Below are 12,996 nucleotides of genomic sequence, written 5' to 3' on the forward strand. Positions count from 1 at the left end.
GGCGCACACCAATCGAGATCTTCCTGCTTAATTTACGTCATTAAATTCGTTCAAGTTATTTCTTGCAATCTGCCAATTGTAAATTAATTTTCAAGATTTCTTCAAATTTGTAAAATTACAACGTGCATTCAGCAGATCATTTCAATCAGTGCATCCCCGTAACTTATCTTTTTAAACAAATTGGTATTTGTTTTCTTAAGTCAGTATTAAATACAAAATAGGCCCCCAGCGTCCGGCTTTTCCGAACACTTGGAGCCTATTTTCGTTGAACCCCAACGCTGGTTTCACGTTGGCTAATCTTTATATTCCTCTTATTTATCAGTCGATTATTGTTTCAGATAGTGGACAGCCTGTTTGAATGAAGTTATCGGAACAACCTTCATCCCTGGTGCGTACCGCTTAGCCGTCTTCTTAGCCAGCTGGTAATTGGTCTGATGACCTTCTTCGTACTTCAATACCAGCTTTGTCGGCTTGATATACGGGGCAAGGAAGATGGTGGCACCAGCCCGGTGAGCGGCGATGACCTTCTTATCAATTCCGCCGATCTCACCAACACTGCCGTCGGGAGCAATCGTCCCCGTCCCGGCAATCTTACGACCCCGCTGGAGGTCATGACCACTGATCTGCTCATAGATCTGCAGGGTAAACATCAAACCGCCGGATGGGCCGCCCAGTTCACCAGGGTTAACCCGGACTGGTATCTTGGTCTTCACCTTCATGTTATTCGTCAGAAGGATCCCAATCCCAGCCCGCGTTGAGGTTAACTTAACCAGGCGGTGAGTGGTCTGGTGCTGCCGACCATCACGCTCATAGGTAACCGTCAGCGGCGAACCAACCTTCTGCTTGCCGATGTACTTTTGGAAGCCTTGCGCGGTGTTGAAGTGGCGGCCATCAACCTTGGTGATGGTATCCCCCACCTTGATCGCCTTCCGAAACTTTGAATTCGGTTCCACCTGAAGAACATAGATCCCCAGGTACCGTCGACTGACTTGCTGGTGGGCCGCCTTGTAAGCATTGGCGATGGCTTCGTTGATCGAACTCTGCATGTAGAAATGCTGGACGCGGTCAAAGGTGGCGCCGCTCTGCCCGCCCGTCACATCGTCGGCCTTTTCAATCGACAAATACGGAACAGCCTTGGCAACCAGATAAGTTGCCGGGTGGGCCCGCTGCAAAGCTACCGACGTGATCATGAAACTTCCCTTCCCCGGATCAGGGTGTCCCTTTACCTGAACAAACGCACGCAGGTTGATGGCGTTCCCCGGCGCCTCAACATAGGAGTTCAGCGGCCAGAACAGGAACCAGCCCAAAAAGAGAATTAAGGCCAGGATACCGCCAATCCAGCGAAGGACCTGTTTATCATCTTGTCTTTTCATTATGCTCCTTCACCCGCATTAATTGACGTTCTTCCAGCCGCTTCTTCAGTGCCGCATTGATGTTTGCCGGCAGGTAAGCGGAGATGTCGCCCCCGTTCGAGGTGACCTCCTTCAGCAGGCTGCTCGACAGGTGCTGGTATTCCGGCTTGGCGAGGAAGAAGATCGTCTCGCACTGGTCATCCAAGAAGTTGTTCATCGCGGCGATGTCCCGCTCATATTGGAAGTCTGCGTTGTTCCGCAGCCCCCGCATCAGGTAGTCGGCCCCGATCCGGTTCATCAGGTCAACAGTCAGGCCAGAAGCCGTAATTACGGAAACATTATCCAGGCCAGCCGTAGCTTCCTTAATTTGCTGAATCCGCTCCTCAACAGAGAACAGCGGCTTCTTGCTGGTGTTGGTCATTACCGCCACCGCTAATTGGTCGAAGAGGGCACTCCCCCGCTTGATCAGGTCGAGGTGTCCCAAGGTCAGGGGATCAAAACTCCCGGGAAATACAGCAACTTTCATAAAAAACTACTCCTTTCGAAAACGGTAAATGGTCAGTACTGTTATACCATAGGTCTGCCGCCGAATAAACGTAAAGTTCGGCAGGTCTTCTGTCGGCAGGTTGGCCTCCTGGTTGGTCTCGGCAACGATCACCGCGCCATCATTGAGCAGGTCGTCCTGCACCATCTGGTCGAGGTCTTTTAAAATCTGCTGTTTGGCGTACGGCGGGTCCAGGTAAACCATGTCAAAGCGGGCCTGTTTTTTCCCCAGCATCCCCAGGGCCTTCCGGGCGTCCATCTTGTAGACGGTGAAACGCTCAGGGTGCTTGGTCACCTCGATGTTACGCCGAATCGTTTTAATCGCCTGGTACTGCCGATCAATTAGAACAGCGTGCTCAATCCCGCGGGAAACCCCCTCGATACTGAGCCCGCCGCTGCCGGCAAACAGGTCCAGGCTCTGGCCGCCATCAAAGTACGGCCCGATAATGTTGAAGAGGGCCTCCTTTACCTTATCGGTTGTCGGCCGGGTCGCCATACCGGGCACCGCACTCAGCTTGCGGCCGCGAAAGTCGCCAGATACTACTCTCATTGTTTATCATCCTCATCATGCATTTTATATAATCCGGTCATCTCGAGGTCCGTAAGCGTCGGGTCGAGATCTGGTCGGGCAGATTCCTCGACTGACCGCACCGCCCGCAGGTGACCGATCTTCGCTTTCAGTTGTTCAATCTGGTCCTGGTCAACATACAGGATCACGTAATGCATCCGCCGGGAAACGTAACGCACAATTCCGTAATGCCGGAGTGTCCGCACAACGCGGTTCCCGTTGATGTACACCACCAGGGCCCGACGAGCAGTTAACTTAAACATCTTATCATATCCTTACTAGTCTGTAGGCAAAAACGGCTCACCGACCTCCAGGCGGGCCTTGTTCTGCCGAATACTGATGTTAATGATGATGCCCAGCGTTGCCGAGAGCACCAGCATACTGGAACCACCATAACTGATGAATGGGAAGGTCACCCCCGTAATTGGGAGCAGGCCGAGAACCCCGCCGATGTTGAAGAAGGTTTCAATCGTAAAGAAAGTCGAAGCCCCGTAGCAAATCAGGGTCTGATAGAGTAAATGGCTCTTAACCCCCAGCTGAATCATCCGACAGATGATCAACATCAGGAGTCCCAGAATAATGGTAACCCCCACCAGGCCGAGCTCCTCACTGGTAATCGCCATAATGAAGTCGGTGTTAGGTTCAGGCAGGTAGCCCATCTTTTGAACACTGTTTCCCAGGCCAACCCCGAAGATCCCCCCATTACTGATGGCGTAATAGGAGTTAACCAGCTGGCTCCCGGAACCATTCGCGTTGCCAAACGGGTTCATGAAGGCGATAAAACGTTGGATTCGGTAGCCGCCGTGGATCCAGCCATTGACAATTGCCAGCTGCAAGCCGAAATAGACGGCCAGGGGGAACCCAATTACAATGCCGACAGCCTTCCACCAGCTGCGGACATCACAGGCAATGAACATCACCCCAATAATGCAGACGTTGATGGCGAATCCCCCGGTATCTGGCTGGGCTAAGATAAGGAGCAAATAAATCGTCGCTAGAATTAACGCTCCCCGCGATGACTCGCCCTTCATAAGGAGCTTACCCTTTTGGTGCGTCCGGGCCATCCGATCCGCCAGATACAAAATGAAGTACAGCTTACAAAACTCCACCGGCTGAATATTGACGGGACCAAAGTTAAGCCAGCCCTTAGCACCATTGACCGCCTTACCAATAGCCAGAACTATGACCAGCAATGTTCCCATGACGATGGTGGAGTCTTGGAGGAATCGGCGGCGGCGATAATGCTCCAAGGGAAAGTTGGCACAGAAAATCAGGACGATAATCCCCAGCACAACATAAATGCTCTGCTTAATCAGGTAGCCCTGGGGCGTACCCCCATTCTGCATTTGGATCGCCGCACTTGAGGAATAGACCATCACAATCCCGATCAAGCACAGGATAAGGTATGGGACCATCAGATAGTAGTCCCAGAAATGAAAATTCTGTTTAATTGTTGTTACCAGTCCACGACGGGGCCGGAGCTTAATCTTTTTCACAAAGTACCCCCGCTCAAATTAAAGTATCCTTTTTATTATAGCATTATATAAGAAAAACCCGAAAAGCATCATGGTGCCTTTCGGGTTTTCTTAAACTTATTTATTACTTACGAGTAGCGGCACGACGGCGCTTAGCTTCCTTCTCACGAGCATTCGTGTTCAGGATCTTCTTACGCAACCGAATGTTTTCTGGCGTAACTTCGCAGTATTCGTCTTCGTTCAAGAATTCAAGTGATTCTTCAAGAGACAGGTGCGTTGGCGTCTTGATGTGAGCCATTTCGTCAGAACCAGCCGCACGGACGTTGGTCAGGTTCTTACCCTTGGTGATGTTAACCGTGATGTCGTTTTCACGACTATTTTCACCAACGATCATTCCTTCGTAGACTTCCGTACCTGGGTCGATCAGCAGCTGACCACGGCTTTCGATCCCCATCATAGCGTAGGTCGTAGCCTTACCAGCGTTCATGGAAACCAGGGTACCCTTTTGACGGCCTGGGTTCCAGTTCTTGATAACCGGAGCGTACTTTTCGAAGGTGTGGCTCATGATCCCGTAACCACGGGTTTGGGTCATGAATTCAGTGGAGTAACCGATCAAACCACGTGATGGGGCGAGGAAGATCAGACGAGTCTGGCCGTTTTCGCCAGGTTCCATGTTCTTCATTTCACCCTTCCGCTTAGAAAGGCTGTCGATAACGGCACCAGTGTATTCATCTGGCGTATCGATTTGAACCTCTTCGAATGGTTCGCACATCGTCCCATCGATTTCCCGGTAGATAACTTCTGGACGAGATACGGACAGTTCGTATCCTTCACGCCGCAGCGTTTCGATCAGAATGGACAGGTGCAATTCACCACGACCAGAAACGGTCCAGGCACCTGGGTCATCCGTATCGTCAACCTTGAGGGAAACATCGGTCTGCATTTCACGCTTCAGACGGTCTTCCAATTGACGGGCAGTCACGAACTTACCTTCCCGACCAGCAAACGGTGAATCATTGGTCCGGAAAGTCATCCGCAGCGTCGGTGGATCAATCCGCAGTGGCGTTAATGCTTCTGGGTGGTCTGGGTCAGTAACCGTTTCACCAACGTTGATGTCTTCCATCCCGGAAACGGCAATCAGGTCACCAGCCTTGGCTTCCTTGATTTCCAACCGCTTCAGGCCGAAGAAACCGAACAGCTTCGTAACCCGGAAGTTCTTCTTGGTCCCGTCAAGCTTCATCAGGGTAACATTATCGCCGACCTTGATCTTACCACGGAAGACCCGACCGATCCCGATACGACCAACGAAATCGTTGTAGTCCAGGATAGCAACTTGGAACTGCAGTGGTTCGTCGGAGTTGTCAACTGGAGCTGGGATTGTCTTAACGATGGTGTCAAACAGCGGCTTCATCGTGTGTTCCTGAGTAGAGATGTCAGAATCGTAACTGGAAGTCCCGTTCATAGCAGAGGTGTAAACAACTGGGAAGTCCAGTTGGTCTTCGTCCGCACCCAATTCGATGAAGAGGTCCAGCACTTCGTCGACAACTTCTTCCGGACGAGCACCCTTCCGGTCAACCTTGTTAATAACAACGATTGGCGTCAGGTGTTGTTCCAGGGCTTTCTTCAGAACGAACCGCGTCTGTGGCATGGTCCCTTCAAAGGCATCGACAACCAGGAGTACCCCATCAACCATCTTCATAACACGTTCAACTTCACCACCGAAGTCGGCGTGACCTGGGGTATCCAGGATATTGATTTGGTACTTACCGTACTTAACGGCCGTGTTCTTGGACAGGATAGTAATCCCACGTTCCCGTTCAATGGCGTTAGTATCCATGGCCCGGTCCTGGATGCTGAAGTGTTCTGGTAAAGTATCTGATTGCTTCAACATTTCGTTAACCAGGGTAGTCTTACCGTGGTCAACGTGGGCAATAATCGCAATGTTACGAATGTCCTCACGAGTTTTCAAAGCGTAATTCTTCCTTTCGTTTCAATCTGTTCATCTTAACTAGTATACACTGGTTCGAGACTGATTTCATAAAAAAACTGTGACAATCAGGTCACAGCTTCGACAACTAGTCAGTGAGACGCAGGATGTCCTGGCTCGCTCGCTCTGTCGCTACTAATACAAGATTAGATGATAGCACATTTATTCCATCATCGTCAATTGATTTAACCGTCAATCCTAATTCTTCCGCCAGCACCCGGCCCGGAGCGAGGTCCCATGGCCGTAGGTATGAAATGTAGGCCCCCAGTTCACCGGTCAGCATCCCGATCATCTCCATCGCTGCACTGCCGTACATCCGGAGGCCACTGGCATGCCGGGCCACCTGGGGAAGATTGGCAACATTATCAAGAACCAGCGAACGGCCAATGGCAATCAGGCTGTCGCGGAGACTGGCATCAGCGGGTGCTACCAGGGGCTGGTCGTTTTTGAAAACGCCCCAGCCGTTGCCCCCGTGGTAGAGATCCTGCTTGACCGCGTCCATGATGTAGCCCAGGGTCGGCCGCCCGTCAATATAGAGAGCTAGCATGACGCCGAAGTTGGCATGCTGTTTAACAAAGTTAAGGGTTCCATCCAGGGGGTCAACGATCCAAACGTGGCCACTCAAATCGCTGAGCTGCTGGTTACCAAAACCCTCCTCACTCAGAATCCGGCAACCCGGGTCAAGCTCCCGGAGCCGGCGGTCAAGCTCCTGTTCATTCTGCCGGTCAATCGTGGTTACCAGGTCGCTGTAGCTGCTCTTGGTATCTACCTGATAGGAGGAACCATCCAGGTGCTGTAAGGCCCGTTGGTTGACCGTCCGCAGCAGTTTTTGTACTTGTACGTCAATCTCTTCTAGCATTATTGATCGCCAGCCATCTTGATTGTCCGGGCGTCACTTTCCCGTGCCTGCTTAACTACCCGGTAGAGAACATAGCCGGATTCACGCTCGAAGTCCCGACCAATCTGCTTCTCTTCCGCCTTGGAATTAACGATCTGCTTGAAGGCCCAGTAGCGTTTCAACAGTTCCTGCCGGTTAATCCCCACCTCATAGGCATCCTCGACGGCCCGCAGCATGGCAATCACCGTCTCCATCTCAGCGGTTGACCAGCCTGGGTTTAACGGGTAAGAGTAATTTTGGCTTTGCATGTTGATCACTCCTCAAATAGCTTTATACATATTATACAATTCTTCCCCGTTAAACGTTTATTTAAAACCAAAAATGCGTTGTCGAAATCGACAACGCATTTCGGATTTGTTTAAGATGTCAGCAACTCAATTAGATGTGAGTTGGGAAGCCCATTGCGATATCAGCGGCTTCTTGAATTGGTTCATTAAGGGTTGGGTGTGGGTGAATAGTTAAGGAAACATCCTCAACATTCATACCGCAGTTGACGATTAATGACAATTCACCAGCCAGCGTACTTGCTTCAGGGCCAACAACTTCGGCACCAACGACGTTCTTCTTGTCCTTAGTGTAGGTGAAGCGTACGAACCCTTCTGGTTGATCGAGTGATACCGCACGTGCGTTACCAGCGAATGGGAACTTAGCGGTGGCAACTTCGATACCTTTCTTCTTGGCTTCGTCTGCAGTCATCCCGACTTGAGCTAATTCAGGATCAGCGAAGCAAACAGCGGGTACACCTACCCAGTCATTGGCGGTGTTCTTACCGGCAATCGCTCCAGCAGCAGTCTTACCTTCAAAGAAGGCCTTGTGAGCCAGGGCAGGACCTGGAACAATATCACCAATTGCCCAGATTCCTGGCACATTAGTCCGACCCTGCTTATCAACGATCACTTGATGGTGATCATTGAGCTTAACACTCGTCATATCGAGGGCAAAGTTATCGGTGTTTGGCTTCCGACCAACAGAAACCATGCAGTAATCAGCTTTAATGCTGTTTTCCTTACCGTCAACTTCGTAGGTAACTGTAACAGAGGAGTCATCCTGGGTGGAGTTCTTAGCCATGGCGTTGGTGATGATGTCAATACCCTTCTTCTTCAGGTTCTTGACAACAACGCTAACCATGTCCTTGTCGAAGCCACCAAGGATACTGTCAGTACCTTCAATGATCGTTACATGTGAACCAAGGTCGGCGTAAGCACCAGCCAATTCAGTCCCGATGTAACCACCACCGATGACAACGAATTCCTTTGGAATCTCTGGCAGGTTCAAGCCGCCGGTGGAGTCAATAACCCGACCTTCAAACTTGAAGTTAGGAATTTCGACTGGACGGGAACCAGTAGCCAAGATCAGGTTGTTCCAGGTAATCTTAGTACCGCCATCGAAGTCCATGAATTGCTTTGGACCAGACTTCATAATCCGAAGCTGGTGGTCGTTGTCCATCATGGCAGCCCCTTCGATGATTTCAACCTTGTGCTTCTTGAGCAGCATCTTGACACCACGGGTCATCCGGTCAACAACCTTGTGCTGCTTCCAGTCCTGGGTCTTCTTGAAATCGATCGTTGCATCAGTCTTGGAAATACCGTAGGTTGAGGCATCACGGGCTTCACGAAGCCGGTGGCCAGCCGCAATCAAGGCCTTGGAAGGCACACAACCAACGTTCAGGCAGACACCACCTAAACCTGGGTCACCCTTTTCAATCAGGGTAACTTTTTGCCCTAATTCGGAAGCCCGAATGGCGGCAACGTAGCCACCAGGGCCTCCTCCGACAATAACCGTATCTTTCTTTTCAACATCAGCCATATTTAATTAGCCCTCCATCATTAACAATTCAGGATCTTCAAGAAGCTTCTTCAGATAGTTCAAAGCTTCAGTAGCTAAGGCACCATCAATCAGACGGTGATCAACAGTCAATGACAGCTTCATGTTGTGACCAACAACGATTTCGCCTTCGTCATTAACAACTGGTTCAGTAGCAATGGTACCCATCCCAAGGATAGCAACTTCTGGTTGGTTGATGATTGGTGTGAACCAGCCGCCACGCATTGAACCAATGTTGGAGATGGTCATGCAACCGTGAACCATGCTGTCTGGGCTAAGCTTGTTGTCTTCGGCAGCTTGTGCGTTGTCGGAGATTTCCTTAGCGATTTCGAACATGCTCTTGGAATCAGCGTTCTTGATGTTAGGGTTGTACAGGCCGTGATCAGTGCTCGTAGCAATACCAATGTTGTAGTAGTGCTTTTGAACTAATTCATGAGTACTGTCATCAATTGAACTGTTGAATTCTGGGTACTTCTTCATCATGGCGATGAGGGCCTTAACGACGTAAGGCAGGAAGGTCAAGTGAATCCCTTGTTCAGCAGCAACTGGCTTGTACTTCTTCCGGTTAGCCATCAGCTTGGAAACTTCAGCGTTTGCAAAGACAGTAACCATTGGACTGATATCAACGGAGTCACGCATGTTCTTAGCAATGATCTTCCGCATGTTGGACAATGGTTCACGAGTCTCGGCATCTTGGCCAGCACCAGTGTATGGTGTGATCGTGTTACCAGCCTTTGGTGCAGCAGCAGCGGCTTCAGAAGCAGCAGCTGGAGCACTAGCAGCAGCACCGTTGAAGTTGTCAATATCTTCCTTCAGAACTTGACCGTGGTTACCACTTGGTTGTACCAAGGAGATATCAACGCCCTTGTCACGAGCGTATTGACGAACTGATGGCATAGCCATAACCAGCTTGTTTGGTTGTGCTAATGGAGCAACGCCACCCTTGGCAGGAGCAGCTGGCTTTGCTGGAGCAACACTTTCAGCTGGAGCAGAGGATTCTTCCTCAGCAGGTGCTTCATCGGCAGAGTCATCACCAGCATCGGCGTCGTCATCGTCAGCTTCAACGTTGGTGCTTACACCGTCCTTGCCGTCGTCGATTTCAACCAGGTCGTCACCCTTTTCAACGTGATCGTCTTCCTTAGCATCGAGCTTAGTAACGGTCCCATCAACTGGTGATACCAATTGCGTGGTTGATTTATCAGTTTGAACTTCTACTAATGGATCGTCGGCCTTGATTTGGTCACCTTCCTTAACAAGGAATGAAGCGATGTCACCTTCAGTAAGGCCTTCACCCATTTCAGGTAGTCTGAACTTGTAAGCCATATTATTTAACTTCCTTTCTAATTAATCGTAGCGAATTGGCTGTGATTAATAGTTAACTACTTGACGAGCTGCGTCTTCAACTTCCTTGGCACGTGGAAGCCATACGTCTTCTGCCATTGGGAATGGGTAGACAGAGTTAGGTGCAGCAACCCGGGTAATTGGAGCATCCAGGTACATGATGGCACCTTCGGAAATTGCAGAAGCAACTTGGGCACCAACACCGGCCATCTTTTGTGACTCTTGAACGATTACAACGTGGTGAGTCTTCTTGATAGATTCAAAGATGGTGTCAGTGTCAAGTGGGTAGAGTGAACGAAGGTCGATAACTTCAGCAGAAATGTTGTCCTTAGCCAGCTTCTTAGCAGCCTTAACAGCTTCTGGAACCATTCCACCGTAGGTAACGATCGTAACATCGCTCCCTTCTTGAACAACATTAGCCTTGTCCAACGGAACAGTGTACTTGTCGTCAGGAACTTCGCCCTTAACAGAACGGTAGAGACGAAGGTTTTCGAGGAACAGAACTGGGTCGTTGTTTTCAATAGCAGAAATTACCAAACCCTTGGCATCGTAAGCAGAACTTGGGGTAACAACCCGAAGTCCTGGGATACCAACGAAGAAGTTTTCGAGGTCGTCCCCGTGGAGTTCAGCAGTATGCGTGCCACCACCGTAAGGAGTCCGGATGGTGATTGGCATGTTCTTGGTACCGTTGTATTGGAAACGAACACGTGACATCTGTCCGGCAATGGAGTCCATAGCTTCAAAAGTGAAGCCCATGAACTGGATTTCTGGAACTGGACGCCAGCCAGTGGCGGCCAGACCAATTGACATCCCTAAAATACCTGATTCAGCAAGTGGGGTACTGAATACACGATCTTTACCATACTTCGTTTGTAAGCCATTAGTAGCACGGAAGACACCACCGTTCTTACCAACATCTTCACCGAAGACCAATGTCTTTGGATCTTCAGCCAAAGCAATGTCAATACCTTCAGTAATAGCTTTGATATATGTCTTTTTAGCCATGATTACTTCGACTCCTTTGCTTCGTACTCTTTGATTTGTTCCTTAATATCTGGGGTTGGTACTTCGAAGGTCCGCTTCAGCATGTCAGAAACCTTTTCTGGTTCAACAGAGTCAGCTTCCTTGATAGCCTTCTTGAAGTCGTCCTTGCATTCATCGGCGTACTTCTTTTCTTCGTCTTCAGACCAGAGGCCCTTCTTAGTTAAGTACTTGCGAAGCCGAATCAGTGGGTCCTTGTCGAACCAAGGCTTTTCTTCTTCCTTGGTACGGTACCGGCTAGGATCGTCACCGGCAGAACTGTGGGCACCGAACCGGTAAGTTAAGGTTTCGATCAGAACTGGACCGTTGCCGGCAGCAGCGAATTCACGTGCTTCCTTAGCAACTTCGTAACATGCCAGTACATCCATCCCATCGACTTGAACGCCTGGGATACCAGCAGCAACACCCTTTTGAGCAATGGTTTGTGCTGCGGTTTGAAGCTTACGTGAGTAAGAAATTGCCCAACCGTTGTTCTGGATGATGAATACGGCAGGTGCTTGGAAGGCACCGGCGAAGTTCATACCTTCGTAGGTGTCACCCTGTGAAGAACCACCTTCACCAGTGTAGGCATAAGCAACGGCATCCTTTTCGCCGTTCTTCTTGATACCAAGTGCAGCACCGGCCATTTCAACCATCTGAGCACCGATAATGATTTGTGGACGAAGAGCACGAGCTTCGAACAGGTTACCCTTGAGGTGACCCTTGGACCACAGGTACATTTGAGCAACAGTAGCACCGTGTTGAATTAATTGTGGTAAGTCACGGTATGCAGGGCAAAGGAAGTCCTGCTTCTTGAATGCTGATGCCGTACCCATTTCGGAGGCTTCCTGACCCCAGGTTGGAGCGTAGAAACCTAAACGACCTTGTTGTGAGAAGCTCATGGTTTGTTCGTGCAGTGCACGTTCCCAAACCATTTTCTTCATTAAGTCTACTAATTGGTCATCAGTGAAATTAGCCATTAAGTCCTTGTTAACAACGTTCCCATCATTATCAAGAATTTGAACAGGCTTTGCGTATGCAGCGCCTTCATCGGCTTTAATCTTTGCAAAGTCAACAGCTTTGGCCATTATAAAACATCCCTTTCCAAATCCAATTAACATCATGTAAGCGATTGCCTACTTACATTTTCTAGTATAGCCTTTTTTTGCCATAAAACAAGCGCTTTCATGTACTTTTTTATTAAGGAATGACTAAAAAGTCCCTTGTGAAAGAGTTATTTTAAAGATAAGCGTATTTTTTTACGATTATGGTTTATTTGCTTAGCTATTTCTGGTGAGTATGATAAAATTAATGGGTTAGAGTAAATTTTGGAGGCGAATATTCTTGTACCTTATGAAAGATATTACTCGCGACGGCAACCCCGTCTTGAGAAAGCGAGCAGCAAAAGTTGAGTTTCCACTCTCAAAGGAAGATCAAGAATTAGCGAAAAAGATGATGGAGTACCTCGAGGTTAGTCAGGATCCCGAGCTGTGCGAAAAGTACAAGCTTCGTGCCGGCGTTGGTCTGGCTGCCCCGCAAGTTGGGGTCTCCAAGCAGATGGCTGCTGTGCTGGTTCCGCCAATTGACGATGATGACGAGAACGCTAAGCCATTGTTCAAGGACGTAATCATCAACCCCGTAATCGTCAGTGAATCCGTTCAATACGGCGCCCTGACGGAAGGAGAAGGCTGCCTGTCCGTTGATAAGGATGTTCCCGGCTACGTACCCCGGCACGACCGGATCACCCTGCGCTACCAGGATGTCAACGGTGAAAAGCACCAGGTTCGTTTGAAGAACTACCCGGCAATTGTTTGCCAACACGAAATTGATCACCTGCATGGGGTCCTCTTCTACGACCACATCAACAAGGAACACCCATTTGAGGCTCCAGAAGGCACCATCATGATCAGCTAAATCGAGTAGGAGGTAATTGATTATTTCAATTACCGACCTCTCACACCACCGTACGTACGGATCCGTATACGGCG

General features: G+C 49.6%; 13 protein-coding genes. 1 reads left to right on the forward strand and 12 read right to left on the reverse strand.

What is annotated here, in order from left to right; translation table 11 throughout:
* Positions 1 to 326: 326 nt before the first annotated feature.
* The 12 genes from QOS10_RS08005 to pdhA all read right to left on the reverse strand — a co-directional run bounded on the left by QOS10_RS08005 (position 327) and on the right by pdhA (position 12,096).
* Positions 327 to 1,373 (reverse strand): SepM family pheromone-processing serine protease, encoded by a 1,047-nt coding sequence (locus tag QOS10_RS08005; RefSeq protein WP_283594934.1) that lies wholly within the window; start codon positions 1,371 to 1,373, stop codon positions 327 to 329.
* A complete protein-coding gene (coaD, locus tag QOS10_RS08010; protein ID WP_283594935.1) occupies positions 1,357 to 1,878 on the reverse strand; it encodes a pantetheine-phosphate adenylyltransferase in 522 nt (173 codons plus the stop codon). The genes QOS10_RS08005 and coaD overlap by 17 nt, the downstream gene beginning before the upstream one ends.
* 6 nt (positions 1,879 to 1,884) lie before the next feature.
* Positions 1,885 to 2,445: a 16S rRNA (guanine(966)-N(2))-methyltransferase RsmD gene (gene rsmD, locus QOS10_RS08015; RefSeq protein ID WP_283594936.1), complete on the reverse strand. Its 561-nt coding sequence runs from the start codon at positions 2,443 to 2,445 to the stop codon at positions 1,885 to 1,887.
* Positions 2,442 to 2,726, reverse strand: a complete 285-nt coding sequence (locus tag QOS10_RS08020; RefSeq protein WP_283594937.1) for a YlbG family protein — start codon at positions 2,724 to 2,726, stop codon at positions 2,442 to 2,444. The genes rsmD and QOS10_RS08020 overlap by 4 nt, the downstream gene beginning before the upstream one ends.
* Before the next feature lie 15 nt (positions 2,727 to 2,741).
* Positions 2,742 to 3,959 carry an FtsW/RodA/SpoVE family cell cycle protein gene (locus tag QOS10_RS08025; RefSeq protein ID WP_283594938.1) on the reverse strand — a complete coding sequence of 406 codons (1,218 nt, stop codon included), beginning with the start codon at positions 3,957 to 3,959 and terminating at the stop codon, positions 2,742 to 2,744.
* 103 nt (positions 3,960 to 4,062) lie between these two features.
* Positions 4,063 to 5,907, reverse strand: coding sequence for a translational GTPase TypA (gene typA, locus QOS10_RS08030; RefSeq protein ID WP_283594939.1), 1,845 nt, complete (start codon positions 5,905 to 5,907; stop codon positions 4,063 to 4,065).
* A 106-nt stretch (positions 5,908 to 6,013) separates the two neighbouring features.
* Complete coding sequence (locus QOS10_RS08035; RefSeq protein ID WP_283594940.1) at positions 6,014 to 6,784, reverse strand: inositol monophosphatase family protein; 771 nt, start codon at positions 6,782 to 6,784, stop codon at positions 6,014 to 6,016.
* The gene (locus QOS10_RS08040; protein WP_283594941.1) at positions 6,784 to 7,071 is read right to left on the reverse strand and encodes a UPF0223 family protein; all 288 of its coding nucleotides are present in this window, start codon (positions 7,069 to 7,071) and stop codon (positions 6,784 to 6,786) included. The genes QOS10_RS08035 and QOS10_RS08040 overlap by 1 nt, the downstream gene beginning before the upstream one ends.
* 130 nt (positions 7,072 to 7,201) lie before the next feature.
* Positions 7,202 to 8,629 (reverse strand): dihydrolipoyl dehydrogenase, encoded by a 1,428-nt coding sequence (gene lpdA, locus QOS10_RS08045; protein WP_283594942.1) that lies wholly within the window; start codon positions 8,627 to 8,629, stop codon positions 7,202 to 7,204.
* A gap of 6 nt (positions 8,630 to 8,635) precedes the next feature.
* Positions 8,636 to 9,970, reverse strand: coding sequence for a 2-oxo acid dehydrogenase subunit E2 (locus QOS10_RS08050; protein WP_283594944.1), 1,335 nt, complete (start codon positions 9,968 to 9,970; stop codon positions 8,636 to 8,638).
* Between the two features lie 45 nt (positions 9,971 to 10,015).
* Complete coding sequence (locus QOS10_RS08055; protein ID WP_283594945.1) at positions 10,016 to 10,993, reverse strand: alpha-ketoacid dehydrogenase subunit beta; 978 nt, start codon at positions 10,991 to 10,993, stop codon at positions 10,016 to 10,018.
* A gap of 2 nt (positions 10,994 to 10,995) precedes the next feature.
* Positions 10,996 to 12,096, reverse strand: coding sequence for a pyruvate dehydrogenase (acetyl-transferring) E1 component subunit alpha (gene pdhA / locus QOS10_RS08060; RefSeq protein ID WP_283594946.1), 1,101 nt, complete (start codon positions 12,094 to 12,096; stop codon positions 10,996 to 10,998).
* Positions 12,097 to 12,352: 256 nt separating this feature from the next.
* On the opposite strand from pdhA, the gene def reads away from it, so the two are divergent.
* A complete protein-coding gene (def, locus tag QOS10_RS08065; protein ID WP_283594947.1) occupies positions 12,353 to 12,922 on the forward strand; it encodes a peptide deformylase in 570 nt (189 codons plus the stop codon).
* The last annotated feature ends 74 nt before the right edge of the window (positions 12,923 to 12,996 follow it).

This window comes from Limosilactobacillus galli (genome assembly GCF_947381495.1).
GTDB lineage: Bacteria > Bacillota > Bacilli > Lactobacillales > Lactobacillaceae > Limosilactobacillus > Limosilactobacillus galli.